The 26,642-nt window shown below is 62.6% G+C and carries 28 protein-coding genes; 18 read left to right on the top strand and 10 right to left on the bottom strand.

Going from position 1 to position 26,642, the window contains the following annotated elements; translation table 11 throughout:
- Nucleotides 1-62: 62 nt before the first annotated feature.
- Entirely contained in the window at nucleotides 63-761 is a 699-nt protein-coding gene (locus QM996_RS23225) for a TetR/AcrR family transcriptional regulator (protein ID WP_334198392.1), read from the bottom strand.
- 195 nt (nucleotides 762-956) lie between these two features.
- Here QM996_RS23225 and QM996_RS23220 point away from each other — a divergent pair, with 195 nt between their 5' ends.
- The 4 genes from QM996_RS23220 (at nucleotide 957) to ppk2 (ending at nucleotide 5,189) form a co-directional block, all read left to right on the top strand.
- Nucleotides 957-1,445, top strand: coding sequence for a RidA family protein (locus QM996_RS23220; protein WP_334198391.1), 489 nt, complete (start codon nucleotides 957-959; stop codon nucleotides 1,443-1,445).
- 366 nt (nucleotides 1,446-1,811) lie between these two features.
- Nucleotides 1,812-2,012: a hypothetical protein gene (locus tag QM996_RS23215; protein ID WP_334198390.1), complete on the top strand. Its 201-nt coding sequence runs from the start codon at nucleotides 1,812-1,814 to the stop codon at nucleotides 2,010-2,012.
- A 560-nt stretch (nucleotides 2,013-2,572) separates the two neighbouring features.
- A complete protein-coding gene (locus tag QM996_RS23210) occupies nucleotides 2,573-4,351 on the top strand; it encodes a SulP family inorganic anion transporter (protein WP_334198389.1) in 1,779 nt (592 codons plus the stop codon).
- Entirely contained in the window at nucleotides 4,338-5,189 is an 852-nt protein-coding gene (gene ppk2, locus QM996_RS23205; protein WP_334198388.1) for a polyphosphate kinase 2, read from the top strand. The genes QM996_RS23210 and ppk2 overlap by 14 nt, the downstream gene beginning before the upstream one ends.
- Before the next feature lie 114 nt (nucleotides 5,190-5,303).
- Here ppk2 and QM996_RS23200 read toward each other — a convergent pair whose 3' ends face one another.
- The 4 genes from QM996_RS23200 to QM996_RS23185 form a co-directional block, all read right to left on the bottom strand.
- A complete protein-coding gene (locus QM996_RS23200) occupies nucleotides 5,304-5,765 on the bottom strand; it encodes a histidine kinase (protein WP_334198387.1) in 462 nt (153 codons plus the stop codon).
- A 355-nt stretch (nucleotides 5,766-6,120) separates the two neighbouring features.
- A complete protein-coding gene (locus QM996_RS23195; protein ID WP_334198386.1) occupies nucleotides 6,121-8,004 on the bottom strand; it encodes a patatin-like phospholipase family protein in 1,884 nt (627 codons plus the stop codon).
- Nucleotides 8,005-8,396: 392 nt separating this feature from the next.
- A complete protein-coding gene (locus QM996_RS23190) occupies nucleotides 8,397-8,951 on the bottom strand; it encodes an MgtC/SapB family protein (RefSeq protein WP_334198385.1) in 555 nt (184 codons plus the stop codon).
- Between the two features lie 90 nt (nucleotides 8,952-9,041).
- Nucleotides 9,042-9,488, bottom strand: a complete 447-nt coding sequence (locus QM996_RS23185) for a pseudoazurin (protein ID WP_500270482.1) — start codon at nucleotides 9,486-9,488, stop codon at nucleotides 9,042-9,044.
- A gap of 151 nt (nucleotides 9,489-9,639) precedes the next feature.
- On the opposite strand from QM996_RS23185, the gene QM996_RS23180 reads away from it, so the two are divergent.
- From QM996_RS23180 to QM996_RS23160, 5 genes are all read left to right on the top strand, one after another.
- Nucleotides 9,640-10,296 (top strand): MarR family winged helix-turn-helix transcriptional regulator, encoded by a 657-nt coding sequence (locus QM996_RS23180; RefSeq protein WP_334198384.1) that lies wholly within the window; start codon nucleotides 9,640-9,642, stop codon nucleotides 10,294-10,296.
- A gap of 212 nt (nucleotides 10,297-10,508) precedes the next feature.
- Nucleotides 10,509-11,057, top strand: coding sequence for a carboxymuconolactone decarboxylase family protein (locus QM996_RS23175; protein ID WP_334198383.1), 549 nt, complete (start codon nucleotides 10,509-10,511; stop codon nucleotides 11,055-11,057).
- A gap of 48 nt (nucleotides 11,058-11,105) precedes the next feature.
- Nucleotides 11,106-11,669 (top strand): redoxin domain-containing protein, encoded by a 564-nt coding sequence (locus QM996_RS23170; protein ID WP_334198382.1) that lies wholly within the window; start codon nucleotides 11,106-11,108, stop codon nucleotides 11,667-11,669.
- A gap of 12 nt (nucleotides 11,670-11,681) precedes the next feature.
- Nucleotides 11,682-12,389: a glutamine amidotransferase gene (locus tag QM996_RS23165; RefSeq protein WP_334198381.1), complete on the top strand. Its 708-nt coding sequence runs from the start codon at nucleotides 11,682-11,684 to the stop codon at nucleotides 12,387-12,389.
- On the top strand, nucleotides 12,382-13,095 hold the full coding sequence (locus tag QM996_RS23160) for an MOSC domain-containing protein (protein ID WP_334198380.1): 714 nt from the start codon (nucleotides 12,382-12,384) through the stop codon (nucleotides 13,093-13,095). The genes QM996_RS23165 and QM996_RS23160 overlap by 8 nt, the downstream gene beginning before the upstream one ends.
- Before the next feature lie 91 nt (nucleotides 13,096-13,186).
- Here the strand turns inward: QM996_RS23160 and QM996_RS23155 are convergent, their stop codons facing one another.
- Together QM996_RS23155 and ssuD are read right to left on the bottom strand one after the other, a co-directional pair.
- Nucleotides 13,187-14,629: an FAD/NAD(P)-binding protein gene (locus QM996_RS23155; RefSeq protein ID WP_334198379.1), complete on the bottom strand. Its 1,443-nt coding sequence runs from the start codon at nucleotides 14,627-14,629 to the stop codon at nucleotides 13,187-13,189.
- Nucleotides 14,626-15,807 carry an FMNH2-dependent alkanesulfonate monooxygenase gene (gene ssuD, locus QM996_RS23150; protein WP_334198378.1) on the bottom strand — a complete coding sequence of 394 codons (1,182 nt, stop codon included), beginning with the start codon at nucleotides 15,805-15,807 and terminating at the stop codon, nucleotides 14,626-14,628. Before ssuD ends, QM996_RS23155 begins: the two co-directional genes overlap by 4 nt.
- Before the next feature lie 184 nt (nucleotides 15,808-15,991).
- Between ssuD and QM996_RS23145 the strand changes: the two genes are divergently transcribed.
- From QM996_RS23145 to QM996_RS23130, 4 genes are all read left to right on the top strand, one after another.
- Nucleotides 15,992-16,540 (top strand): flavin reductase family protein, encoded by a 549-nt coding sequence (locus QM996_RS23145; protein WP_500270481.1) that lies wholly within the window; start codon nucleotides 15,992-15,994, stop codon nucleotides 16,538-16,540.
- A 176-nt stretch (nucleotides 16,541-16,716) separates the two neighbouring features.
- Nucleotides 16,717-17,724 (top strand): taurine ABC transporter substrate-binding protein, encoded by a 1,008-nt coding sequence (gene tauA / locus QM996_RS23140; protein ID WP_334198377.1) that lies wholly within the window; start codon nucleotides 16,717-16,719, stop codon nucleotides 17,722-17,724.
- 80 nt (nucleotides 17,725-17,804) lie between these two features.
- The gene (locus QM996_RS23135) at nucleotides 17,805-18,596 is read left to right on the top strand and encodes a taurine ABC transporter ATP-binding protein (RefSeq protein WP_334198376.1); all 792 of its coding nucleotides are present in this window, start codon (nucleotides 17,805-17,807) and stop codon (nucleotides 18,594-18,596) included.
- A complete protein-coding gene (locus tag QM996_RS23130) occupies nucleotides 18,593-19,444 on the top strand; it encodes an ABC transporter permease subunit (protein WP_334198375.1) in 852 nt (283 codons plus the stop codon). Before QM996_RS23135 ends, QM996_RS23130 begins: the two co-directional genes overlap by 4 nt.
- 25 nt (nucleotides 19,445-19,469) lie before the next feature.
- Here the strand turns inward: QM996_RS23130 and QM996_RS23125 are convergent, their stop codons facing one another.
- Together QM996_RS23125 and QM996_RS23120 are read right to left on the bottom strand one after the other, a co-directional pair.
- The gene (locus QM996_RS23125) at nucleotides 19,470-20,876 is read right to left on the bottom strand and encodes an FAD/NAD(P)-binding protein (protein ID WP_334198374.1); all 1,407 of its coding nucleotides are present in this window, start codon (nucleotides 20,874-20,876) and stop codon (nucleotides 19,470-19,472) included.
- 320 nt (nucleotides 20,877-21,196) lie between these two features.
- Nucleotides 21,197-21,808 (bottom strand): RBBP9/YdeN family alpha/beta hydrolase, encoded by a 612-nt coding sequence (locus QM996_RS23120; RefSeq protein ID WP_334198373.1) that lies wholly within the window; start codon nucleotides 21,806-21,808, stop codon nucleotides 21,197-21,199.
- Between the two features lie 419 nt (nucleotides 21,809-22,227).
- Here QM996_RS23120 and cysT point away from each other — a divergent pair, with 419 nt between their 5' ends.
- From cysT to QM996_RS23105, 3 genes are read left to right on the top strand one after another with little or no spacing between them, the layout of a single operon-like run.
- Nucleotides 22,228-23,088, top strand: a complete 861-nt coding sequence (gene cysT / locus QM996_RS23115) for a sulfate ABC transporter permease subunit CysT (RefSeq protein ID WP_334198372.1) — start codon at nucleotides 22,228-22,230, stop codon at nucleotides 23,086-23,088.
- Nucleotides 23,078-23,980 (top strand): sulfate ABC transporter permease subunit CysW, encoded by a 903-nt coding sequence (gene cysW / locus QM996_RS23110; protein WP_334197993.1) that lies wholly within the window; start codon nucleotides 23,078-23,080, stop codon nucleotides 23,978-23,980. Before cysT ends, cysW begins: the two co-directional genes overlap by 11 nt.
- 31 nt (nucleotides 23,981-24,011) lie before the next feature.
- The gene (locus tag QM996_RS23105) at nucleotides 24,012-25,139 is read left to right on the top strand and encodes a sulfate/molybdate ABC transporter ATP-binding protein (protein ID WP_334198371.1); all 1,128 of its coding nucleotides are present in this window, start codon (nucleotides 24,012-24,014) and stop codon (nucleotides 25,137-25,139) included.
- Nucleotides 25,140-25,162: 23 nt separating this feature from the next.
- Here QM996_RS23105 and QM996_RS23100 read toward each other — a convergent pair whose 3' ends face one another.
- Nucleotides 25,163-25,492, bottom strand: a complete 330-nt coding sequence (locus tag QM996_RS23100) for a YciI family protein (RefSeq protein ID WP_334198370.1) — start codon at nucleotides 25,490-25,492, stop codon at nucleotides 25,163-25,165.
- Nucleotides 25,493-25,634: 142 nt separating this feature from the next.
- Here QM996_RS23100 and QM996_RS23095 point away from each other — a divergent pair, with 142 nt between their 5' ends.
- Both QM996_RS23095 and QM996_RS23090 read left to right on the top strand, forming a co-directional pair.
- Entirely contained in the window at nucleotides 25,635-25,901 is a 267-nt protein-coding gene (locus tag QM996_RS23095; RefSeq protein WP_334198369.1) for a YciI family protein, read from the top strand.
- A 387-nt stretch (nucleotides 25,902-26,288) separates the two neighbouring features.
- Nucleotides 26,289-26,558 (top strand): hypothetical protein, encoded by a 270-nt coding sequence (locus QM996_RS23090; RefSeq protein WP_334198368.1) that lies wholly within the window; start codon nucleotides 26,289-26,291, stop codon nucleotides 26,556-26,558.
- The last annotated feature ends 84 nt before the right edge of the window (nucleotides 26,559-26,642 follow it).

Below are 26,642 nucleotides of genomic sequence, written 5' to 3'. Positions count from 1 at the left end.
CCGCAAACAGGAAGATTGGAGCGCCCTTGCACGTGGACAACATTGCCTCGACGCGAACCTGCTCACAGTTTCGGGGTCAGACCATCCAGCAGGAAATCGAGGCCCTTCCTGAAGGTGCCGTCCCAGTCGTTTTCCAACAAGAGACGGGAGCGTTCAATTGTCGGGTAGCGTTCACTCAGCTGCGCAAGGCGCTGCTGCGCTGCTTCCTTGTCCTCATCCGATAGGTCGAAGCTTGCCCGCGTGACGGTGGCACCCAGGACATGATTCCAAAGCGACCAGATCGCAACGTTGAGATCCGCGTCGGCGACACCGGCTCGGGACAAGGTGCTGCCGAGCAGTTCCAAGCGATGCAGCATGTTGGCGCCGAGCGCCCGGCTCGGCAGCAGCGAAGCCGACCAAGGATGACGCAGCATGCAGGCGCGCCAGTCTTCGAGCATATGGACGACTTCTGCGCGCCATTCCCCGGGTTCACCCGTTTGCGAAAAGCCGCGGTATTCGAGCACCGCGTCGAGCGCGAGATCAAAAACATCTTCTTTGGTGTCGATGTGCCAATAGAGGCTCATCACCCCTGAGCCGAGACGATCAGCCAGCCGTCGCATCGTCAACCCGTCAACACCTTGAGCGTCCAGCAGTTCGATAGCGGTCGCTACGATGCGTTCGAGGGAGAGCGAACCGTCGCCGCGTGGTTCCTGGCCGGATTGGCGACTCCCACTTTCCCGTTGTGATCGTTTCGTCCGGGCGCCGCTGCTTTTGGCCGCCATTCCGTCTTCCTCTTCCTTCGCTTCCGCGAATTTGGCCGGAAACACAGTGGATGTCGACCCTTGCCCATTGACTCGTACAGCGTACGATGCAAAGAAACTCGTACACTGTACGAGTCAATCGTCAATGATTGGGTTCAAGGTTCAAATTATGCCGGCGCGAGACCCGTGCTCATGGCGTTCGGAACGAGAAAAATCATGTCACGCACAGTCAAGCATGTGCTTATCGGAGGGCTAGTCATCATGAACATTGGAGTTCCCAGTGCGGCAACAGCGAATGAGGGCAATCTCAAGTTGGCCATTGTCAATCCCAAGACCCTCTACGATCCGACGCCGAATGGTTACAGCACCGCGGTGGTCACGCCCCCTGGTTCACGGGTGGCATACATCTCCGGACAGGGGGGACAAGACAGTACGGGAGCCTTGTCGCCCGAATTCGCCGTTCAGGTTAAGCAGGCTTATGCGAATTTGCGCGCTGCCCTCGACGCACTCGGCGCCCGGCCCGAACAGGTTGCCAAGCTCACAATCTTCGTGGTCGACCACGATATGTCCAAGCTTGGGGTGTTGACCGAGAACGTCAAGGAAATGTTTGGGACCGCGCTGCCGGCACAAACGTTGATTCCCGTTCCGAAGCTCGCAATCGACCCCATGCTGTTCGAGGTCGAAGCCGTCGTCGTTCTGCAATAATAGTATTGCTCCGGGTGGCCCGAGCGAGGGTGTCGATAGAGGGTCGGCGGTGGTCTCAGTTTGCCACCCACCGGCGCCGCGCAATCAGCCAGGCGCTATAGCTCTCGACTGAAACTTACGGTCGGCAAACCTTGCGGTTGCGTCATGATGAAGTCTGCGGCTGCCGACCGACAGAACCGGGTCTGTTCCTGGAATGCCGACATCGTTGAAACCTGCTCGCGCGGCAGGCTTTGGCCTGCGCCCCATCGATCGGCGCATCACCTTTCGCTCGACTCCTAACCCCTTTTGCGCACCCGTCTAATCCTTGACTGATGCGTGCATTGTGAGACGCTATTGCTTTAAGGTTGTAGTGCGTAGGGGCATCCAATGAAGCTCTCAAAGACCAAGAAAAAACATCCCGGAAAGATGCACAAGGCAGTTGGGATCGTCGGCCGCTATGACGATGGACTCGTCGGCGCCGGGCGTGTCACCCCCGGTTTTTCCTATCGGGGAAGATGGCTCAGCGAAGGATGCCCGGGCACCTTCGAGACCTGGCTCGCCACCAAGGGTGTCATGCCCAAGGTGTAATAAGGCGCCCCGCCCGGCCATGTCAGTGGACCGGGCTCTGCAGCGCGGTGCTCCGTCTCACGCCGAGAGACCGTCGTTCACCTGCGCTCGCGCGGACCGCCACTGGATTCGATGCCGCATCGCCATCCGGCAACAAGCGCCGTTGCGGAGCGCTTCGCTCCGGACCAACAGCCTCTCCCGCGGCGCGCCGACCAAGGCGGGACCTTCCGTTGGATCGTCGCGATATCCGACTTCGAGGTCGCCATCTGACAGGGCGACAAGCTGCGAGGCAGTGACGGACGCGCTTGGATCGCCATCCGCAGTAAACACGCTGCACAGTGATGGCTTGCCGCCACGGGACTTCTCGCGTCCGGCATTCTGGCGCGGCCTTCAGGAATGGCACACGTTGCAGGAACCTGCATGAGGCGACCGATGCAACTTTCGCGGATTACGCAGGATCAGCCAAAACGAAAAGTTTTGCATCTCTAATATTCCCAGTGCTATCGTCCATCCGTTTGACCCTCCCCGTTGGGCACGAATCCGTTGCCGGTTGGAGGAGGCACAATCCGGGGGGCACAAGCATGCCGTTTCACCTGCCTCGCCTGCCGTTACTCGCGAACCTGGATGGTTATCGGGTGGGTTGGCTACGCAGCGATATTTCGGCCGGACTTGCAATTGCCGCCGTCGGCCTTCCAAGCGCCATCGCCTATCCCGCTATAGCCGGACTGCCCGCCGAAACAGGTCTCTATGCCAGCATAACGCCGCTCATCGCCTACGCGCTCTTCGGCCCATCGCGCCAGCTCATCGTTGGACCGGATGCTGCGACGATGACGGTGCTGGCGGCGGTTCTGACAACAGTATTCGCGACGCCCGGCGCGACGGTCGACCGTGTGACGGCGGCCGCGCTGCTGGCGCTGGTCGTCGGCATCCTGTGTCTGCTTGCGCGCCTGGTACGGCTCGGGGTGCTCGCAACCTTTCTGTCACGCCCAATCCTGACCGGCTTCTTCGCCGGCATCTCACTGTCGATCCTGGTTGGGCAGATCAAGCGCTTTACCGGCGTCGATATCGAGTCCGAAGGACTTATATCCCCCGTGCTAGAACTCCTGCGACAAGTCGGTTCGATCCATTGGCCGACCTTGGCCTTCGCCCTGGCCTGTTTTGCCCTGCTGCAAGTGGCCCGCATCTATCGCTCACCCATACCGGGCCCCGTAATCGTCGTTTTCGTGGCCGTGCTGCTTTCCTTTCTCTTCGATTTCGAAGGGCGCGGCATGGCGATCGTCGGCGACATACCGCAGGGGTTGCCATCGCTCGTGCTGCCGCGCATCGGCAACCTGCCGATCGACGCCTTGCTTACCGGCGGGGCGGCGATTTTTCTTGTCAGTTTCGGCTCCGGTGTCATCGCCGCCCGCAGCTTCGCAACGCTCGGCGGCTACCGTGTCGACCCGAACCGCGAACTGACGGGTTTCGGCGCGGCAAACTTCGCCGCCGGGCTGTTCGGAACGTTTCCGGTGACGGCCTCGGATTCGCGCACCGCCGTGAACTTCGCCGTCGGCGGTCGTTCGCAAATCGCCAGCCTCGTCGCGGCCGCAACCCTCATGGCGGTGCTCCTGTTCCTGGGCAACGTTCTGCGCATCCTGCCGATCGCCGCTCTAGGTGCGATACTTGCGGCAACGGCCCTCAGCCTGATCGATATCGAGGGCCTCAGACGGATATGGCGCATCAACCGGATCGAGTTCGTTTTTGCCCTGATCGCCTTGTGGGGGCCGATCGGCCTCGGCGTGTTGAATGGCGTGGTCATCGCCATAGCCGCAACACTGATCTATCTCTTGCTGCAGACCATGTATCCGCACGACGCCCTGCTCGGCAGGATTCCGGGTCGGGACGGCTTCTACAAGCTGCATCGCGCGCCGGATGCACGGCCGGTGCCGGGCTTCGGTGCCTGCATGATCCAGGACAGCCTGCTTTTCTACAACGCGGACTATGTGCGAGCGCGCCTCACGGCCATTGCCGAAGAACTACCGCCGCCCGCCCATTGGCTCGTGATCGATGCCAGCGCGATCCCCCAGATCGACAGCACCGCCGCCGAGATGCTCGGGGAACTCGCTGACGAGTTGAAGGCGGGGGGCATCGCTCTCGGTCTGGCGGAGCTGCACACGGATGCGCGCGCCTTGCTCGACCGGGCCGGCATCATCGAAAGAATCGGGCCAAACATGATCTTCGAGGGCATAGAGGATGCACTCGACGCTTACGAGGCCCGGTATGGCGAAAGCCAGGGGCCGGAAGGAGAAATCGCTGCGAACTCCAACGCCATGGGAACCGCACAAAGCTTCGAAACGGGAGAGAAAGATGGGAAAAGATAAAGGCAAGAAAAAGAACAAGGACAAGAACGACGCCGACAAGGTTGCCGAAGCAGCAGCGCCAGAGGAGCGGTCGTCCGGCGGCTACGCCAAGGAGCTTGCCCGACTGCAGGAAGAGATCGCGCACCTGCAGGCCTGGGTGAAAAAGACCGGCGCGCGCATCGTCATCGTCTTCGAGGGACGCGATGCCGCTGGCAAGGGCGGCGTGATCAGGCGGCTGACCGAACGCGTCAGCCCCCGCGTCTTCAGGGTCACGGCCCTGCCCGCGCCCACCGAACGGGAAAAATCTCAGATCTACATGCAGCGCTACATCCAGCATTTGCCGGCCGCCGGCGAGGTCGTGATCTTCGATCGCTCCTGGTACAACCGCCCGGGCGTGGAGCGCGTCATGGGTTTCTGCTCGGAAGACAGCGCCCGACGTTTCCTCGAACTCGCACCGCGCTTCGAAGCGGCAATGGTCGAAAGCGGCATCGTCCTGCTCAAATACTTCCTCGATGTCAGCGAGAAGGAACAGGAGCGCCGGTTCCGCCAGCGCATCGCCGACCCGTTGCGCCAATGGAAGCTCAGCCCCATGGACGTCGAGTCCTATCAGCGCTGGTGGGACTATACCCGAGCCTATAACGAGATGATCCGCATGACGGACACGGAGTATGCCCCCTGGTGGATCGTACCGTCAGACGACAAGAAGCGGGCGCGCATCAATTGCATCTCGCACATTCTCGCCTCGATCCCCTACGAACGCGTGAAGTTCACAGAGCCGGACCTCGGCAAGCGCCAGAAGCGGCCGAACGACTTCGCGGACGATGATCACGTTCGCAGGACGGTACCTGACGTTTTCTAGGACTGGTAAGCCCGGGCCCTCGGGCGCGGGCTTCCAAAGGCTCAATGTTCCTTGATAGCAGCAGTGCTGAAGCACCGGTGCCGGCGCGACCGCCGGCACGGAGAACAGTCGCGTTCAAGCCTTGTCCGGAGCCCAGTTCAGGAAGAACCCGACATCGCCGGGCACGCCGCCCGGAAAGTTGATGATCATCGCCTTCAGCTTGTAGCCCTGCGGCTTGCCATAGGTCTGGTAGCGATCGAAAAATTCCTTCGCCTTGCCCTGCAGGGTCTGCGGCCAGTCGCGGTCGCCACTGTTGATTGCACGACCGCTGTCGCTGCAAAGCTCGGAGGGGAAGCTGTAAACCATCGCCTCGAACTTGCCGGCCTTGACGGCGTTCGCCACAAGCCGGCGGACGATGGCGATCTCCTCTTCCGTCACCTGTTTCTCAAGAAAATCTGCGGCAAAATCGGCGTGTTTCTGTTCCTCGATCGCCTTTAATCGCCGCTCCTTGTCCATCTCCTCCATTTCCCGCTGGAGGATCTGCATTCGGAGGTCCTGTGCACTCGGAGGTGCGCCCGCATTCTTATTCTCAGCCATCACGTCGATCCACTTCAAGCAATGGGACCACTGTGGCATCGGACTACACGCCTGCCGTGCGCCGCACACCAAAGACGTCCCGCAAGTACATCCAAGGGAACCCGATCGGCATACCAATTCGGGGACGAAGCATTTTCGTATTTGAGCCGTTTCTCGTCCGAGGGCTCTCTATTTGCTGATTTTTCTCACTTTCAAGCGGAATAGCCGATGCGGGCTAATCCCCCGCAAGGCTATCCTAAAATACTACAACCGCAAGAGGACGGTGACAATTCGGCAAGAGCGATGAAAGCGGCTCAGAACTCGGAAGCGAACGTCGTTCATCCGACGCATGCCCGCCCTACCGAACACGACCCCGTCACAGGGCGGACCGGTCCAAGTCACTTGCCGCCGCCTGCTTCACACCGGGCGCTGCCGGAATGCCAAGTATTCGCAGGAGCCTCGAATCGTTATCGCGAAGACGCTCCATGATCCATCGTTTCGTCCACTCATAGGCTTCGACATAGAGTTCAGAATGCTGGCTCCAGTCCATGAACCCGATCGCGCTCGAAATCGCCGGGGAGACGAGAATATCCCGCTCATCGAGCATGACTTCCTCGGGCCTGTGCGCCAGCACGCTCGCGGTTATCACCTGAATCATGCTCGGGACCTTCGGCAGGCTGGCACGACCGAACGGTGTGAGCATCCGCACCGCCAGTTCGGATGCCCCCGGTATGCTGTCATAGTCGATATGATGTTTCCTTGGTCCGTGGGAGCCCAAGCTCGCGACGACATTAGGCCCGGTCTTGAGTTCTTTCATCTGCTCCAGCGGTAGATTGTTCATGATGGCGCCATCGACCAGCATGTCGCCTTCGACCGTGAAGAATGGCGGCAGGACACCCGGGATCGAGCCTGACGCCCTGACGGCCTGCCAGAGCTTTCCCCGCCGGTGAACATGCGCCCGCCGAGTGCTGAGATTGGTCGACAGAGCGAAGAACGGAAGCCAGAGGTCTTCGATGAGAACGTCGCCATATTCCGCCTGCAGCGTGCGGTCGAGCACCTTGTGATCGAGCAGCGCATATTGCGGCAAGGTGAGACGACGAAACGCGCGGCTCTGGACGAAGATGAGATGCGTTCCCCGGTCGATTGCGTCAGCGTCCAGTCCCCTGGCGAAGCCTGCCATCATCGCAGCGCCGGAGCTGGTGCCGCCGAGATAGTCGAAGGAGGCTCCCGCCTCGACGAAAGCTCTGTAGACGCCGATATGTGCGCAACCGAGAGAGCCTCCGCCGGCTGCGACAAATCCCCTCGCCTCACCTGCGATGAAACGGACCAGGCGCTCGACGTCCAGTCCGTCTTCCAGCGAAACGTGGTGATGCTGGCGGACCCCGGGTCGCGCGTCGAGCCAAGCGGCCGTTCCGGAAACCGTTGAGGTGCGCTTCGGGTGAACGAGCACAAGCCGAAGGTTCGACGGCGCATGGATCGCAAGCGCAAGCGCCTCACAGGAGCTGAGGTCGGCCGGATCGGATGCATCGGCGAACAGCAGCACGTTGTCGGCCTGACGGATACAGACGCGCGTCCACTCGCTTGGGTCGTCATCGGCGATATAAACGATGATATCGGCCTTGCCTTCGAGATGGTTCAGCCAGTCAAGCACGGGCTGATCGTCGATCGGCAGGCCGGCGAACCGGTCTTCGAGTTCTCGCCGGGTCAGGAACACGGCCCGCTTGTCCGCGGAAAATGCGGCACGGAGCTGCGAGATGAAGTCGGGTGAAATCCGACTGCGGCCCGCAGGCACGATCGCCAGTGTCCGGAGTTTGCAGGGCTGCTTGTTCTGCCTGGGCGCCGGGGACTGCATCGCGAACCGGCGCGCGAGAAACGTCGTCACCGACTGGCGCAGGCTGGGCAACGCCTTGGCGGCCCTCTCGAACTGGTCGTCGCGAATTTCGAGTACGATTGAATCACGCGCCGCAACGACGGTGGCAATGCGCGGCAGCGCGGCGAAAAAGCCAATTTCGCCGACAAGCTCGCCCTGGCCGATCTCCGCAACAGTCTCGCCGACGCCCTCCCGGTGCACCGTGAAACGTCCCGACAGAACGACGAAGAAGCGGTCCGACCGGTCTCCCTCACGAACGAGAACCTCGCCGCGTCGCAAAATCCGGCGATCGGAGTTGGCGGCCAGAGCCTCCAGTGCGGCCAAAGACGTCTGGTCGAACATCAGTGTCGCCGATAGCAATTTGGCGGCAAGGGAACCGGTGGAGTCCATCTAACCTTCCTTGGTGCAGCGACTGTCAACCTTAACGGTTCCCACGGGAATTGCCGAACAGATTTGGTGTGGCCATGCTCTGTAGTGGGCGAGGTTGTCGAACGCCCGGCAAGCAGTGCCCACTCTTCCGGAAGGGCGTGACAATCGCACCACTTCGCCAAGCCGCCTCGTCCCGCTCACGGTTTGCGACGCAGGCGAAGAGAGCCAAACCCACAGGAGCCCTCGCCGCGGCTCCACCGGGCCGGAACCGGACGAGGGTTGGCTGGCGGGGCCAACCTACTCAAGCAACCACAATCTCAATGAAAATCAAATCACTAGCGCCGCTGCATCATGCGACTTGATAACGTGGGCACAAGCCAGTTCCGTTCTATCCGGCTAGCCGGCAGTCAAGCCTAGCGCTTGGCGTGGATGTCTTTCGCCTCGTCCTTAGGCTCCACGTCTGGCTGTTTGTGCCGCATGGCCCGCGCCTCGATAGAGCCGATGACAAAGAGGACGGAAAAGGCGGATGCCGCCGCAAGACCGGCGACGCCCCATTGGCCGAAGCCCACCGCAAGGCCGATGGCCCCTGCGAGCCAGAGGCTGGCGCCGGTCGTTATTCCCTGAACCTCGCCCCTGGAAAGTACGATGGTGCCGGCGGCGAGAAAGGCAACGCCCGCGGTCACCGCTTCCACCACGCGCAGTGGATCGAGACGGACGCGATCGTCGAAGAAGCCACCGAGCCGGACGCTCTCAAGCGAAATGACACCGAAAGTGCAGGCAGCAAGGCAGACGAGCATATGGGTCTTGAGGCCCGCCGGTCGCGCCTTTGTCTCGCGCTCGAAGCCGATGACGGCACCCAGGAACAGTGCGCCGAGGATGCGCGCAAATATGATGGGATAAGGAATCTGTGACGGCGGGAACAATTCGGCGGCGATCTGATCCATGCGGAACCAACGCGAAGTCTTCACATTGGTTCCGCATGTTGGCGCCGCGCCTCACCCAGTGCGCGGTCGCCAGGAGCGGCCTGTCCCCACCCCGCTCCGAAGCGAAGTCGGCGCTTAGTTTCCGAGCGCCGCCAGGGCGGCATCTAGGCGCTCCTGCGCCTTCTTCGGGTTCTTCGCGGCCTTCACGGCATCAAGATTGGCTGGGGCGTCTCCGACCTGGACGACGCCGACCATGCCCATGCCGTAGTGCGGCGTGCACTTGACGCCGTAGACGCCGGGAGCGGTGAAGGTCACCTTGTAGTTTTCATTGACCTTGCTCTTGAAGGCCTCGGCGCCATCCGGGATCATGCCCTTGATGGTTTCGACATTGTGCCCCTTGTCGGTCGGTATGAAGGTAACCGTGTCGCCGGGCGCAACCTTCAGCGACGCCGGCTCGAACACCATCGCGCCGTCCTTGCCCTTGTTCAGCATGTGCACTTCAAAGTCTGCGGCGGCTGCAGGCGCTGCGACAAACATTGCCGCGATGGCGATACCCAATCCGCTCTTGATTGCATTCAACATCGTCTTCTCCATTTGAGCGACCAGCCCGTGCTCGGGTTGTTCGAACAGAGAAATAGGCCCGCGATGCCCCCTCTACTTTGATGCGCGTCAAATTCGCAGCGCTTTTCAAACGTCATTGACACTACATAGGAGTCCTATATTAATAATCGCCATGAGCAACGAACCTGGCAGCACACCCTCTTTGGTCGACCGAATTGGTGACGGGCTATCCCGCGTGGCGACGGCCATGCGCAGCGAGGCCTGGACGGCGGCCGAGGCCATCGGCCTCAATCCGACGCAATTGCAGATCCTCACCTTTCTCGTCGCCCGCGGCCGGAGCGGCATGCGCGTAAAGCAGATCGCCGCCTATCTCGGCGTCAGCCAGCCCACGACGACGGATTCGGTCAACGCGCTCCTGCGCAAGGGCCTTGTCGAGAAGCAGGCCGACCCCAGCGATGCGCGCGCACTTTCCGTCGCGGCAACGCCGCAGGGCGAAACCGCCGTCCGTCGGGCCGGTCAACTCGCATCGGCGACCGAGGATGCCATCGCGGCGCTCTCCAAGCTCGAGCAGCAGGACCTGCTGACGCACCTCGTCAAGATCATCCGCCGCCTGCAGACGGTCGGAGCCATCCCTGAGCAGCGCATGTGCGTCAACTGTCGCTACTTCCGGCCCAATGTCTACGACGATGCGAAGGCCCCGCACCATTGCGCCTTCGTCGATGCCGCCTTCGGGCCAGCGGAATTGCGCGTTGACTGCGGTGAATTTGAAGGCGCCGACGCCGCTGAGCGGGACGCTGCTTGGCGCGTCTTCAACCGCGGTGCGGCCTGAAATGAAAATGAAAGGATCCACCAGCGCCGGTAACCAGGCCCCGGGGCAAGACCGAAGACACCACCTTGCTTTCGCAAAGAGCTTCAACATCGGATCCCGCAAGCACCGCTCCGAGTACCGCGGGCGGGCACCGATGATGTTGGCGCCGGTCCGACGACTGCCATCGGCGGACCGGCAATTTTCTCCCTCCACGCAAATAGAAAGAGAAAACCATGAGCAGAATTAATCTAGTTGACCCCAATTCGGCAACCGGCGCCAGCGGTGAACTGCTTGGCGAGATCCGCTCGGCCTTCGGGATCGCCCCCAACATGTTCCGGGCGGTCGCCAATTCTCCGGCCGCACTTGCCAGCATGTGGGGCTCTTTCGGCGCGCTCGGAAACGGCCGCCTCTGCGCCAAGCTCGGCGAGCTGATCGCCGTTGCCGTCGCCGACCGTAATGATTGCCACTATTGCCTCGCCGCCCATACCGCACTTGGCCGCAAGGCCGGAGCGACCGCCGAGGAAATGGCAAGCGCGCAACGGGGCAAGTCGTCCGACCCGAAGACGACTGTCGCGTTGACCTTCGCGCAGAAACTCGTCGAGACGCGTGGTCAGGTCACCGACACCGACATGCGGGCGCTGCGCGGTGCCGGTTACGACGATCAGGACATCGTCGAGATCATTGCCCATGTCGCGCTCAACCTCTTCACCAATTACATCAATGTCGCGCTCGCCGTACCGGTGGATTTCCCTGGCGTGAAGCTCGTTCGCGAAGCGGCCTGACAAGGCGGCCGGACGGCAGCACCCGTCCGGCCTTCTCCGGAGAAGACAATGAACAGCAGCTATCGGACCGCGGCGCCTGAACTCGCCGTCTCAACCTGGTTCAATTCCCCGACGCCCCTTAGCCTCGAACGGCTTCGCGGACGGGTCGTTTTCCTTCATGCCTTTCAGATGCTCTGCCCGGCCTGCGTCTCGCACGGCCTGCCCCAGACCCAGCGCGTGCAGACCGTCTTCCGCGAGACTGAACTCCAGGTCATTGGCCTGCATTCGGTGTTCGAGCATCACGCGGTCATGACGCCCGACGCGCTCAAGGCCTTCATTCACGAATACCGTCTGACCTTCCCGATCGCCGTCGATCAACCAGCCGATGACGGGCCGATACCGAAGACGATGGAACGCTACGGCATGCGCGGCACGCCCACCGCAATCATTATCGGCCGCGACGGTCACGTTGAATATCACCGCTTCGGCATTGAAGACGACATGGTTATCGGCGCCCGCCTTGCCGCGCTGCTCGCGGCGCCGATCCCGGATATTGCTGCCGAAAGTCCGGAAACGCGCGGGTGCACGGACGACGGCTGTACGATTCCCAATACTCATGATGAACGCCGCTAGAGGAGACGGCTGATGACTTCAAAGAGAGCCGTGGCCGTGCGGCACGTGCATTTCGAGGATCTTGGCACCTTTGCGGATCCGCTGCGTGCGGCGGGGTTCACCATCGAGTATCGGGACGTTGGCAATGCCGACTATCTTTTATTCGATCCGACCGAGCCGGATCTTCTCGTCGTGCTCGGCGGCCCGATCGGCGTCTACGAGGATACGGCTTATCCCTTCGTCGCAGACGAGATCGCAATGCTGCAAGCACGACTTGCCGCCGATCGACCGACGCTCGGCATTTGCCTGGGCGCGCAACTGATCGCCCGGGCGCTCGGGGCTCGCGTCTATTCATCCGGTATCAGGGAGATCGGCTTTTCGCCGCTCAGCCTCTCTGCCGCCGGCCTTGCTTCACCTCTCCGGCATCTCGCCGACGTTTCCGTGTTGCATTGGCATGGAGATACGTTTGATCTGCCGCGCGGTGCCGAGCTGCTCGCCTCGACGCCGGATATCGCACGGCAGGCTTTCATGCATGGGCGGAAGGTGCTCGGCTTGCAGTTTCACCCAGAGGCTGAAACGGGTGCTGCCTTCGAGCGCTGGCTGGTCGGCCATGCCTGCGAGCTGGCGGCTGTTGGGTTGAGCGTGCCGGATCTTCGTGCCGATGCCCTGCGCTCCGGCCCCAGCCTGAAGCAAGCCGCAGCAGCGATGATTAGCGACTGGGTGGAGCATATCGATGATTGACCGGCAGCCGACTGCACTCGACGCCTTGCTCTTGGGCAGCCTCTCGCCGATCGACGATCGGGGAACCCTGAGCGGCATCGTCAAACATCCAATCGGTGGCGCCGTGCTGCTCAGCGCCACCGGTTTTTCCGGCGATCACCAGGGGGACCTCAAAAGGCATGGCGGCGTCGACAAGGCCGTGCATCATTACCCTCGGGATCATTATCGAGCCTGGATGGATGAGATCGGTTCCATACCGCTATTGCAACAGCCGGGCGCCTTTGGCGAAAATCTTTCGACCCTGGGGCTGACGGAGAGCGACGTCGCGGTTGGCGACCGGTTCCGCCTGGGCGGCGCTCTGCTGGAGGTAAGCCAGGGAAGACAGCCCTGCTGGAAACTGAACCGCCGCTTCGATCTGCCCGATATGGCCCGGCGTCTTCAGCAATCCGGCCGCACCGGCTGGTATTATCGCGTGATCGAGGGCGGACCGGTTTCGGCCGGCGACCGAATGCATCTCGTCGAGCGCCGTCACCCGGAATGGACCATCGCCCGGCTCTGGTATTTTCTCTACGTCGATACCCTCAACAGGGAGGCTCTTGAAGAGATCTCAAACCTAGCCATTCTCCCGTCGAGCTGGCGGGATTACGCGGCGAAGCGCCTGCAGACGCGCAGGGTCGAGGACTGGTCGCGACGTCTCGATGGTGAAACCGCGCCGGTCAGCGGCTAAAGTGCATCGCGGTCTCTCAGAATCGCGCCCTATCGCAGAACCGCTGCACACGGATACGTTCCAGTCGCACCACGCGCGGTGACGGCTGTTGCTAGATTGTTGTGACGGACGCGACGCGCTGGCCGTTTCGCGCTGGTCTTTCCAACATGTCGGCAATCTCTTCGGCGACGAAAATTGCATGGTCGTTGACCTGCGGCAGGCCCATGAGTTCGCCGAAGGTGCCACGCGCCAGCGGCCCGGCAACGATCAGTGATCGCTCCGCTGTGCCGTTCGCGCCAACCGCGCGGCTTGCCTCGTCACAGGCAAGGCCCAGGCCCACGTCATCCAAACGCAACCATCCCTGTGAAGCGAGGCCTGCAAGCCAACCCTGGCTCGAGAGGATGCCGGTATGAGCCGGACCGGTGGTCACCACACAGGCATCGAACAGCAGGCGCTCCCGGCGGCCGGCATGTCGGTGACGGATATCGACCGCGATGACATGGCCGCGTCTCTCGACCCGCTCGATGGCAGCTCCGAGAATTCGCAACCGCCCTTGCTCCAGCCCATGCAGGATCGCTCCATCGATCTGCGGCGCCACGCGGAAGCGGTGGACATCCCAGAACGGACGCAGATGGCGCACGAGGCGGCGGCGCTCCGCCACTGGCAGGGCCCTCCAGACCTGGCCACCCTGGCCGCGGAGCGCGTCAAAAACCCCATGCCAGCTGGTACCGAATTCGGCGGCGTGGCGCAGGGCGCGCCGGACCCGCTGCAGCAATTCGAGCGCGGTTCGCGCCGGGTCGCTGGAGAAATCGCCGAACGGTTCCTGGGGCTCTTCCGGGTGACCGCGTGATCGCAGGCCTCGGCGCGACAATGCGACCACCGGGCCGCGGTGATCGGCGAGCGCCAGCGAAGCAATCACGTCGGCTGCCGTCAGCCCGTTTCCGACGACGAGGACGTGGTCATCGGCGCGGATGCAGTCCAGGGCACCAGCAACGGTGGAATCGGGCACATAGCGCGGGTGGCCGTGAAGCGCCTGATCCACGCCGCGTGGGGCGCAGGGCGCCGGATGCGTCGTGGCGATAACGACGATATCGGCCAGCAGTTCCGTGCCGGCGGAGCTGATCAGTCGCCAACGATTCCCGCGGCGCTCGATATGCTCGACGCGTTCGCGCCGATGCTCGACCTTTCCACTTTTCAGGAGCGGAGCGACGAACTCGCAGACATAGCGGCCGAACACCGCTCGGCGCGGATAGAGATTGCCGTCGACCGCCAGAGCGTCGGGATCGCCGCGCGGTTCACCTTTTGCCGCCATCCAGTTGAGGAAATCTTCGGGATCGTCCGGGATCAGGCTCATGCGCGCGGCCGGCACGTTGATGCGGTGCGCAGGATTATCCGTATCATAGGCGAGACCTGCGCCAAGGCGCGCCCTCGGCTCGAAGACGATAATGGCCGCGCCGTCGCTTGCCGCGTTCCGCGCGAGGTTTGCGGCGACCGCCGCCCCTGTGAAGCCGCCGCCGACGATGGCGATCACGGGTCGGCGCGTTGTTCCTGTCACGACTGGGAGACCTTCAGTTTCGGGCGATGATCGCCGGCAATCGTCTCGCCGAACGGCCCGGTGTTGATCGACGCCTCGCGGTCCGGAATGGCATGGGCAAGCGGCAGGTTCGGCAGCACCAGTTCCCCGAAACGATAAGCCTCTTCCAGGTGCGGATAGCCGGACAGGATGAAACTATCGATACCTGCCTGCCGGTATTCCTCGATACGCGCCTTGACCTGTTCGGGGTCGCCGACGAGCGCCGTACCCGCGCCGCCGCGCACAAGCCCGACCCCGGCCCAGAGGTTCGGAGCGACTTCAAGCTTGTCGCGTCGGCCGCCATGCAAGCGGCTCATGCGGCTCTGACCAACCGAATCCATACGCTCGAACACCTTCTGTGCAGCGGCAATCGTGTCGTCATCGACATATTGTATCAGTTCGTCAGCGGCCCGCCATGCCTCCTTGGCCGTTTCTCGCACGATCACGTGGAGGCGGATGCCGAAGGTTACCTCCCTGCCCTCGGCATTGGCGAGCGCACGAACGTCTGCAATCTTTCGGGCAACGTCTTCGACGGGCTCTCCCCAGGTCAGGTATTTGTCGATCGTACGTGCTGCCACCTCCTGGCCCTTTCCCGAGGAACCGCCGAAATAGAGCGGCGGATGCGGCTTCTGCACAGGCTGGAACAGGAGCTTGCCACCTTCGATATCGAAGTGGTTTCCCTTGAAGTCGACCTCTTCGCCACGAAGCACGGCCTTGTAGATATTGAGGAATTCCTCGGTCACCTCGTAACGCTCGCTGTGCGAGAGGTGGATGCCATCACCCTTGTTTTCAATCGGGTCGCCGCCGGTGACCACGTTGATCAGCAACCGTCCATTCGAAAGTCTGTCAAGCGTCGCCGTCATGCGCGCCGCCAGCGTTGGCGACAAGAGGCCAGGCCGCACGGCGATCAGGAAGCGCAGTTTCTCCGTGAGCGGCGCCAGCGCCGAGGCGACCACCCAGCTGTCTTCGCAGCTGCGGCCCGTCGGAATGAGAACGCCGTAATAGCCGAGCGAGTCGGCCGCCTGAGCCATCTGCTTCAGATAGTTGATATCGACGTTGCGGCCACCACGCGTGGTGCCGAGATAACGACTGTCGCCGTGGGTCGGCAGGAACCAGAGAACATTGATCTTTTCGGGAATTTTCACGGACGCAGTGTCCATCGGCAAATGCCTCCTCGCGAGCTGGTCTTCGGCAGCCATGAACGTCTTGCCGATTGCAAAACATAAACTCTATAAATTTTATTGACAATCAAAAATCAGGCGACCATCTTTGGCGCGAGGAAAAATTTTTCCCGTATCGGCGGTTCTCGCCCGGGAATTAGGCGAAAATTTCGAGGGACTGGCCATGACGATCGCGCTCGCCGCATCTCCCGCATTCGACGCAAGTGTTCCAACCAGCAATGGCTATGAGCCGATCACGGCGCCGGCTCTCAAGGCCGCCATGCGCAATCTGTCAGGCGGCGTCTCCGTGATTACCGCAGGCATCGGCGACGAGCGGACCGGGGCTACCGTCACTTCGGCGACGGCGCTGTCGGTGGATCCGCCGACCATGATCGTCAATATCAATCGGACCTCTTCAACCTGGCCTGTCATCCAGCGCTATCGGCATTTCTGCGTCAACATCCTCTCGCGAGAGCAACAGAGGGTGGCGGAACGCTTCTCCGGCCTGGACGGCGCCAAGGGTCCGGCCCGCTATGAGGGAGCCGACTGGGTTCGGCTGGCGAGCGGCGCGTCAGCATTGAGCGGGGCATTGGCCGCGATCGACTGCGAAGTCGAGGAAATCATCGAGCGCCACAGCCACGCCATCATTCTCGGCCGGGTCGTGGCCATCGCCACGGGTTCAGGCGAGCCGATCCTCTACCACAACGGCCGCTACAGCGGTCTGGATCTCTAGCCTCGCGCGAAGCCGGTAGGCGCACGAAGCTGCGCCGAAACGCCTCAATTTTGGAATGGACCCGCTGCGGGTCAGTGAAATGCGGAATAAATTATCTATATAAAATCCATCTTTTTGATCAGCATTGTGATGAGGCTCCACAGCGGGGCCAGGACCCAACCATTGAGGAGCACACAATGACGATCCACAGACGCACCTTTCTTGCCGCAGGCGCGGCCTTGCTTCTGGCCAACCAGGCCCCGTTCCCCGCTCTCGCCGCCGAAACGACGCTGACCATCGGTTACCAACCGATCGTCGAGCCGTCGCGCGTTCCGCAGGCAGACGGAACCTATGAGGAAGTCACCGGCGCCAAGATCACCTGGCAAAAGTTCGACGGCGGCGCCGACGTGATCGCCGCCCTCGCCTCCGGGTCGATCGATATCGGCTATGTCGGCTCGTCGCCGCTCGCCGCTGCCGCCAGCCGGCAACTGCCCCTCGAAACGATCTTCGTCGTCGGACTGATCAGCGAAGCCGAGGCCCTCGCCGTCAAGGGCATCGACAAGCCGGAGCAGCTTGCCGGCAAGAAGATCGCGACCCCCTTCGTTTCGACAGCACACTACAGCCTGCTCACGGCCCTGAAACACTGGAATGTCGATCCGAAGGCGGTCGAAATCCTCAACCTCCGGCCTCCGGAAATTGCGGCTGCCTGGCAGCGCGGCGATATCGACGGCGCCTATGTCTGGGACCCGGTGCTCTCCGAAATCAAGAAGACCGCGACAGTGCTTGCGACCTCTAGTGATGTGGCGAAATGGGGTGGTCCTACCTTCGATGCCTGGATCGTCAACAAGAAGTTTGCCGAGGCGCATCCGGATGTCGTGACAGGCTTCGTCAAGGTGACTGGCGACGCCTATGCGGATTATCGCGCAAAGCCGGAGAGCTGGAACGCCGCTTCGCCTGAGGCGGAAAAGATCGCCCGCCTGACCGGCGCAAAGCCCGAGGACGTTCCGAACCTGCTCAAGGGCTATTACTTCCCTTCGCTTGAAGAACAGGCAGGCGCCGATCTTCTCGGCGGTGCTACGGCCAAGGCAATCTCCGAGACCTCGGCCTTCCTACTTGATCAGGGCAAGATCCCCGCGGTGCTTCCGGACTACACGCCCTACGTCTCCGCCCGCTGGGTGCAGGAGGCGGCGAAGCTCTCCTTCTGAGACCAGAGCTGCTCCCATGCTCGCCCGGCACAGACAACCGGGCGAGCATGCCGACGTGCCAGCCGAATTGGGAACACAGGATGTCCGTTCTTTCCCTCGAAAATGTCACGCTGCGATATGCAGCCTCCGACAGCAGAACCGCCCCGGTTCTCGCTTCCATCAACCTGAAGATCGCCCGTGACGAATTCGTCGTCGTCATCGGCCGCTCCGGTTCCGGCAAGACCAGTCTTCTCAATCTGGCGGCTGGCTTCGTGGCGGCAAGCAGCGGTCATGTCTGCATCGACGGTCGACCGGTTACGGGTCCGGGTGCAGATCGGGCCGTGGTTTTCCAGGACGATGCGCTCTATCCGTGGCTGACCGCTCTCGACAATGTCGCCTTTCCACTTCACCTGCGCGGCATTTCCAGGTCCGAGCGCCTGGAAAAGGCGAGGAACCTCCTTGATCGGGTCGGTCTGCCTGGTGCGGCGAGCCGACACGTCTGGGAGCTTTCCGGCGGCATGCGCCAGCGTGTCGGCATCGCCAGAGCGCTCGCTTCCGATCCGAAGTTTCTGCTGATGGACGAACCGCTTGGCGCGCTCGACGCACTCACGCGCAGCCGCATGCAGGGATTTCTTCTTGATGTCTGGCAGAAGAGCGGCGTCGGCGCGCTCCTGATCACCCATAGTATCGAGGAAGCGCTTCTGCTCGCGACCCGGATCATTGTGCTCGCCCCCAATCCAGGGCGCATCGCCAGCGAGATCGCAACCACATTCGGTCATGATCTTCTTGCCGGCGTACCGCTCTCCGAGATCCGTAGTTCTCCGGTGTTCCGGCGCCTGCATGACGAACTGACCGCCCTCATCCATGCCGAAGACGAAGGGATCGCCGCATGAGCCTCTCGATCGAAAGTGCGCCGTCGACGACGCATCAGCCCCAGGGTATTGTCGAGCAACCGGAACTGGGCACGGCACGATCACCGGTACCACTCGCCTGGATATCCTTGACGACGATCGCCGCGTTGCTCGCTCTCTGGAGCCTTGCCTCAAGCTACGGCCTCGTTTCGCCGCTGTTCCTGCCCTCGCCGCTCGCCGTCTATCAGGCTCTGCAAGGCCTTGCCGTTACTGGCTTCGTCGACGCGACACTCGCCCAGCATGTGGGCGCCAGCCTTCTGCGGATTTTCAGCGCGCTTGCATTGGCAATCCTCCTCGGCGTGCCGGCCGGTATTGCCATCGGCACCAGTCGGCTCGGCAAAGGTATCCTCGATCCGATCGTGGAGTTCGTGCGCCCCTTGCCCCCGCTTGCCTATCTCCCTTTGGTGATCATCTGGCTGGGGATCGGCGAGGCCTCCAAGATCGCGGTCATCGCGCTCGCAATGCTGCCGCCGATCATTCTGTCGGCGGCGACCGGCGTCAAATCCACCTCAACCGATCACATCAACGCGGCCCGCGCCTTTGGCGCGTCGCGTCTGCAGGTTCTACGCCATGTCATCCTGCCAAGCGCCCTGCCTTCGGTCCTGACCGGAACCCGGATCGCGCTCGGTGCGGGTTGGTCGACGCTGGTGGCCGCCGAACTGGTCGCGGCAACACGCGGCCTCGGCTTCATGATCCAGTCCGCAGCTCAATTTCTGGTGACCGATGTGGTGATCGCCGGCATCGTCGTCATCGCGGCCGTCGCCTTCGTCTTCGAGATGACGGCGCGGCAGCTTGAGCGATGGCTGGTACCATGGGCGACGCGACGGTGACGCTTTGGGAGATCGGGCGTCACCGTCACCCGGTCTTCAGCGTCACGCGATGCCGCGTTGCGATCAACCGCGCCGCCGCATAGGTCTGCGTGACGATCTCAGGCACCAGGTCGATGTCCGGCAGACTGCCGACGCCGAGCGGTCCGATCGCGTAGAGATTGCGCGTCGGCTGTCCGTCAGCCAGAACTTCGCCGGCCGGGCTGACGGCAATCCCGAGACTGAGCTCGTCCGGCTCTGCCAATCCGCCGGCAAAAAGGCTCTGCATCAGCGGCGCCCGAAGGTCCGGCGCCGAACAGCGACAGTCGATCACCTGATCGGCCGAAAGCAGCGTCTCCTCGCTTTCGCCGGCCCAGCGCACCATCAATCCATCTGGGCGGCGCTTGCCCGCCCAGCCCTTCCGAATGGTGGTTTGCCCGCCGGCGAGTTCCTGCCGGAGTCGCAAGTGCAAAGGCGCCGGCAGGCGGTTGCGGTGACTGTCATAGATCGAGCGCAGGTGCCGGTTGAACCGGTGCTTTTCCTCCTCAGGCAACGATTGCCAAAGCGAACGCGCGCGCCGGCGCAGCCCGTTCATGGCCGCCTGCCAACCAAGGCCGGCGGCCTCCGCGTCCGCGCAGGCCTGCCGCACGAAGTGGACGATCTCGCCGAGCCGGGTCGGCATCGGTCCGACCGGAAAAGTTGGCGCCGCCGCGAGGCGCGTATGCGGCTGCGGCAGAAAGCCGTGCCGGGAGAGAATGGTGATCTCGCCGGAAAAACCATTGTCGCGCAGTTGCAGCAGCCGGTCGACCATCCGGACGCCGCTGCCGAGCAGGACCGTGTGGCGCGGAACGACCAGACGGCGGGCGCGCACCAGCGGCCTCTCCTCTTCGGCAATCTCCATCTCGCCTTGGCGCAGGCCAAAGCCGGTGGCCAGCACAACGGCATCGCACTCCACCGTTGCTTCCTCCTGCATAACCAGGAAGCGGCCATTGGCTTGCTTGCGCAGGCCCAACACCGCCTGACAGGAGAGCTGTATCGATATATCGGGCCGGCGCGTCAGCGCTTCGGAAAAACGTTGATAGACGTAGTCGCTGAAGATGCTCTTCGGCACGAAGATCTGCTGAAAGCCGGGTATCGCGGCGGAAACCGCCGCGCGGAACTCCGCATTCGCCAGGAGCCAATCGTTGAAGTCCTCCGGCTGGCCAGCGGCGACCGAGAGGTCGCGCACCCGGCTGTTGAGGATCTCGCCACTTTGGGCGGCGGCCAACACCTGTCCGCCACTGATCGTCGGTTGCGGATCGAAAAGGTGGACGTGAAACGCGGTTCGCACCGACTTCATCAGCGCAATGGCCATCATCACGCCGGAAAATCCGCGACCAATGATGGCGATATGCGGCTTGGCTCTGGCGGCGGCTCCCTCGGGAGCGACCTTCGCAAACAATCCATGGACAGTCATGTACACTCTCCCATGGCCGGTTCTGCCCGGCAAAGTCTGAAATGCATGGCTGTTTCGGTCCGGAACGCGGACACCGACCGAATTGTCACAAAATGCCGACCCAGGTGTCGATATATGGGATAGTCGCGGGGTCGGGGAAACATAGCGCCCACCGCGGCAGCGGTCGAGCCCGTATCCGTTGTTCTGGCTGGCCTGGCACTCTGGCACATGGTCATCCCTAGACGGCATACTCTATAAAGTTAGTGATCTATTAGAGCGCGAAACGATCCCAACATCAAGTGCTGCATGGAAGAGTATGTCGATCCAGCCGTTACGGGACCTCAGGCCGGGCTGCTCGGCATCGGTGACCGTTCCATGACTTCAAGCTCGGTGGGTTGCGCCCGCAATGGCTCCCGCCGCGCGATGCCGTTCAGAACTCGCAACAGGTCATAGCCATGCGACCAGCGGCCGAAGCCACTGGCGATATTGATATGGCCGGCATAGCCGAGATCGACGAGACGGCTGCCCCATCGCGTCGAAACGTACCGCAGGCGATCGAAAGGCATGTAGGGGTCGTTGAGGCTGCCGACGACGAGGCTGGAAAAAGGCAATGGCAGATCGGGCATCGGGCCGAAATCGATGGCACCGGGATGCAGGCGATCGGTTGGGCCAAGGTCGCAGGGCGCGACGAGCAGCGCGCTGCGCACATGCCCTGCCAGGGGACGCCGCGCCAGACCGGCAACAAGAAGCGAGCCGAGACTGTGAGCCACCAGGTCGACGATCCCGTGCCGGAGGATTTGGCGTTCGAGAGCATCGCGCCAATCCTCAAGCCTTGGCCGGTTCCAATCGTTCTGTTCGACCAGAACCGCATCCGGATGATCCCTCAGCCAGTGGCGTTGCCAGTGTCCCTCGTCGGACCCGAACAATCCCGGAATGATGAGCGTTTTTGCCATGACACCGATCTCTTGCGAAGGTGATCCAGGACCTGCAACGATCCGTTGCAAACAGATCCAGTTCTGGATCGACTATGCGCAAGCGACAGACGGCGGAGAAGCAAGGAACGCCTAATATCTATATTTTCTATAGTATTTATTTTCTGACCTGAAGATCACGCCCCCCGCGATCGACAATCGGGCATGGAACAATATCCGCAGTAGAGTGTTTCCTTCGACGCGGCTCAAAAGCGAAATCAGTTTCCTTGTGACCCGTCCCAGCGTCAAAAATTTGCGTTGTTGGAGCCCGTGAAATTGTTAGTTTGGCGCCGAAATACACCGGCGCTCTGACAAGCCGGCCAACCGGCGATGTGATGATCGGTTTGGATAGGGGATGGCGCAACCCTTTGCGGTTGCAGGGCTGAAAAGGTGACCGGAAGTTGACGGAGCGACGCAATGGGAGCCGCTGGCAGTTTCGCCAGCCGAGTGTCTTGCCTGGGTTTGGGCTGTCGCTCGGGATCACGCTGAGCTGGCTGGTGCTGATCGTGTTGATCCCGCTGTCGGGCCTGGTGTTTCGCGCCAGCGGGCTCGGCTGGTCGGAGTTCGTGGCGCTGACGCTCGATCCGCGCACCCTCAATGCGCTGAAGATCTCCTTCGGCACGGCATTCCTCGCCGCGGTGATCAACCTGATCTTCGGCGTCATCCTCGCCTGGGTGCTGGTGCGCTATCGGTTCCCCGGCAAGCGGGTGATCGACGCCATGGTCGACCTGCCGTTCGCACTGCCGACCGCGGTCGCCGGCATTGCCCTGACGACGCTCTATGCGCCCAATGGCTGGATCGGCCAGGTCATCGAGCCGCTCGGCCTCAAGGTCGCCTTCACCCCCGCCGGCATCGTCGTCGCGCTGATCTTCGTCGGCCTGCCCTTTGTCGTGCGCACCGTGCAGCCGATCATGGAGGAGATCGACAAGGAGGTCGAGGAGGCCGCCGCCACGCTTGGCGCCAGCCGCTTCCAGACGATCAGCCGGGTGCTTTTACCGGGGCTGATGCCGGCCGGCCTCACCGGCTTTGCGCTGGCCTTTGCCCGCGGCGTCGGCGAATACGGCTCGGTGATCTTCATCGCCGGCAACCTGCCCTATGTCTCCGAGATCGCGCCGCTGTTGATCGTCATCCGGCTCGAGGAGTTCAACTACGCCGCCGCCACGGCGATTGCCGCGGTGATGCTGGCGATCTCGTTTGCGATGCTGCTGTTCATCAACTCGATCCAGGCCTGGAGCCGGCGGAGATATGTCTATGTCGCATGACCTGACCGCCAGCGCTGTGGCAAGCCCCGGCCCGCAGCCGGCGCTGCCGGCGCTTGCCGCCGCCACCTCGGAAAGCCGCTTTGCCCGGCTGACGCTGACGATCACCGCCCTTGCCTTCGTCGCGCTGTTTTTGCTGTTGCCGCTCGCCGCCGTCTTCACCGAGGCGCTGCGCAAGGGACCGGCCGAGTTCGTCATGGCGCTCGGCGACGCCGAGACCTTCGCGGCGATCCGCCTGACGCTGACCGTCGCCGCCATCGCCGTGCCGCTCAACCTCGTCTTCGGCGTCGCCGCCGCCTGGGCGATCGCCAAGTTCGAGTTCAAGGGCAAGGCCTTCCTGACGACGCTGATCGACCTGCCGTTTTCGGTCTCGCCGGTGATCTCCGGCCTCGTCTTCGTGCTGTTGTTCGGCTCGCACAGCCTGATCGGCCCGTGGCTGCAGAGCCACGGCATCCAGATCCTGTTTGCCGTGCCCGGCCTGGTGCTCGCCACCGTCTTCGTCACCTTCCCCTTCGTCGCCCGCGAACTGATCCCGCTGATGCAGGAACAGGGCAGTAGCGACGAGGAGGCGGCCCTGTCCCTGGGCGCGTCGGGCTGGCAGACCTTCTGGCACGTGACGCTGCCGAACATCAAATGGGGGCTGCTCTACGGCGTGCTGCTCTGCAACGCCCGCGCCATGGGCGAGTTCGGCGCCGTCTCGGTCGTCTCCGGCCACATCCGCGGCGAGACCAACACCATGCCGTTGCAGGTGGAAATCCTCTATAATGAATACAACTTCGTCGCCGCCTTCGCGGTGGCGGCGTTGCTGGCGCTGCTGGCGCTGATCACCCTGATTTTGAAGACGGCGCTGGAGATCCGCTACAGCGCCGAGATCGCCGCCAGCCGCAGGCACTGACCGGGAAAGCCCGCATTCGAAAGGTATCGCCATGGACGTGCGCGTTCACAACATCCGCAAGGAATTCGGCCGCTTCCCGGCGCTCGACGACGTCTCGCTCGACATCCGCTCCGGGGAGCTGATCGCGCTCTTAGGCCCCTCCGGCTCCGGCAAGACGACGCTGTTGCGCCTCGTCGCCGGGCTCGAAAGCCCGACCGGCGGCACGATCTTCTTCGGCGACGAGGATGCCTCGCAAAAGACGGTGCAGCAGCGCAACATCGGCTTCGTCTTCCAGCACTATGCCCTGTTCCGCCACATGACGGTGCTCGACAACGTCGCCTTCGGCCTCAAGGTGCGGCCCGCCAACCGGAGGCCGCCGGCGGCCGAGATCCGCCAGCGGGCGCTCGACCTCCTTGACCTGGTGCAGCTCTCCGGCCTCGACAAGCGCTATCCGGCGCAGCTCTCCGGCGGCCAGCGCCAGCGCGTCGCGCTCGCCCGCGCCATGGCGGTCGAACCGAACGTGCTGTTGCTCGACGAGCCGTTCGGCGCGCTCGACGCCCAGGTCCGCAAGGAACTGCGCAAGTGGCTGAGGGAGATCCATGACCGCACCGGCCACACGACGATCTTCGTCACCCACGACCAGGAGGAGGCGCTGGAACTGGCCGACCGGGTGGTGGTGATGCGCAAGGGGGCGATCGAGCAGGTCGGCACCCCGGACGAGATCTACGACCATCCGGTCTCGCCCTTCGTCTATGGCTTCATCGGCCAGTCGAACTGCCTCGCGGTGACGCTATCGAACGGCGAGATCTGGTTCGAGGACCGGCCGATCGGCTTGCGCGCCCCGGCCGAGCCGGACGGCCCGGCCAACCTGCATTTCCGCCCGCACGACATCGAGCTGATCGACGGCTGCGGCGGCTGTCTCGCCGGCCTCGTCACCGCCAGCCGCCGCGTCGCCGGCACCCGCCACCTCGAACTCGACCTCGGCCGCAACCACCCGCATGTCGAGATCGAACTCTCCCCCGAACGCGCCGCCGCCGGCGACCACAGCCGCATCGCCTTCCGCCCGACCAAATGGAAACTCTTCAGGGACGGAGAGCAACAGGCTGTAGCCGCGGAGGCGAAAAGCGAGAGCAGCCCTATCGAGATGCAGGAGCCAACATTGGTTGCCCAGGCTTCCTGAAGAACGACACTTGGCCGTCGGGCTCAAGGGGTCTCCAATGGCCAGACCTCGACCACGCCATGTGCAACGGCACAGGGCGTTAGCGATACCATTTCGACCGCTTCGGCCAGGTCAGCGGCCTCGATCACCGCAAAGCCGGCCACAGGAAGCGACGACGACATGAACGGACCGTCTCGCTTCTCGAGATGCGCAGCATTGGCATTGCGCACCTGGACGGGCGCTCCGGCGATCCCCATCAATGCCCCTCTTGCGCGAAGTTCCGCATCATGCGCGTGCGCCGCCTCGCGGACCGCTGCCGCCGTGCGGTCGTAGCCTGCACGGTCTCCATATCCAATCGTCACGAATTTCGGCATGAACCTCATCCTCCTGGTGACGGCATTCTACTTCCGACGGGCTAATTGACAGTCTGGCCGACGAGGCCTTCCGTAAGGCAACGCGGATGCACGGGGAAAGTTGCGACGAAACCAACGCCCGTGCCACGACAGGGAGGATGCAATGCCGACCATCATCGCCCACCACAAGATCACGAAAAGTGCGGAACATTGGCTGAAATCGCCGAAGCGTAAAGAGGTTTTCGGCGCGCTGGGGGTGACGAGCATTCGTACCTTCGTCGATCCCCGGGACCAGACCCAAGTGGCAATTCTCATGGATGTCCCCGATCTGGACGCGCTGTCAAAAGCAATGCAAAGCCAAGCCGCTGCCGATGCCATGGCCTTTGATGGCGTGGTGCCGGAATCAATCGTGATCCTGGTCGAGGCATAGGAAACAGTCGGCGACGTCGAGACGCAGTGGAACAGGTTCATCGCCGGCGATCTCGACCAGATCGCCAGCGAAGGCCGAATTTGAGCTTTACGGGATCGAGCAAACCGCGCCCGCCGCGAAATCGATGACGACTGATACGGACCGCCAGGCTCTACCGAACACGGCAACCCATCGTCACTGGCCTAATTCCATGAAGAGGTATAGATTGACCGGCCGGTCGTCGACCCAGAGCTGACGGCCGCGAATGACTGCATGGGAGAACGGGCGGCTAGAGCCTGTCTCAACCAAAGAGGTCCGCGGGTCGAAGCCAATTCAGCGACACCCCGCGCGAAACTGAGAGCGTCAACTGGAGGAAGGGCCGCAATCGTGGCCGCCAGGGAGGTTTCAATGCAGCGGGCAGTCAATGATCTCAATGGCCAATGGAATGCAGCCGAGCTTGAAATGCTCCAGCGGACATTCGACCGGGTCTGCCTGTGGCAGAACATCCCCCCGAACAGTCAGCGCGCAGGGCGTCTGGTTCGGTACCTGACAGATCAGCTTCGCGGCGGCATTCGCGACGAAGGTACCTTGTTTGAAAACGCCATGTTGCTGGAGCGCTCGCGTTCGGAGGCGACGTCCTTTCCCCGACGCGGCTCTCCCATGCGGGTGCTCAACTAGTTCTGTTAGTAGATAAATCCGTGTAGCCTGCAGGATCATTCCAGGCGAGCGCGAAGCGGTCCGCGCCCTGTCTACCAGCCGGTG

This window comes from Sinorhizobium chiapasense (assembly GCF_045277575.1).
Lineage (GTDB): Bacteria > Pseudomonadota > Alphaproteobacteria > Rhizobiales > Rhizobiaceae > Ensifer > Ensifer chiapasense_A.
The sequence above is the reverse complement of the archived record's forward strand: the minus strand, read 5'-3'. Positions and strand labels throughout refer to the sequence as shown.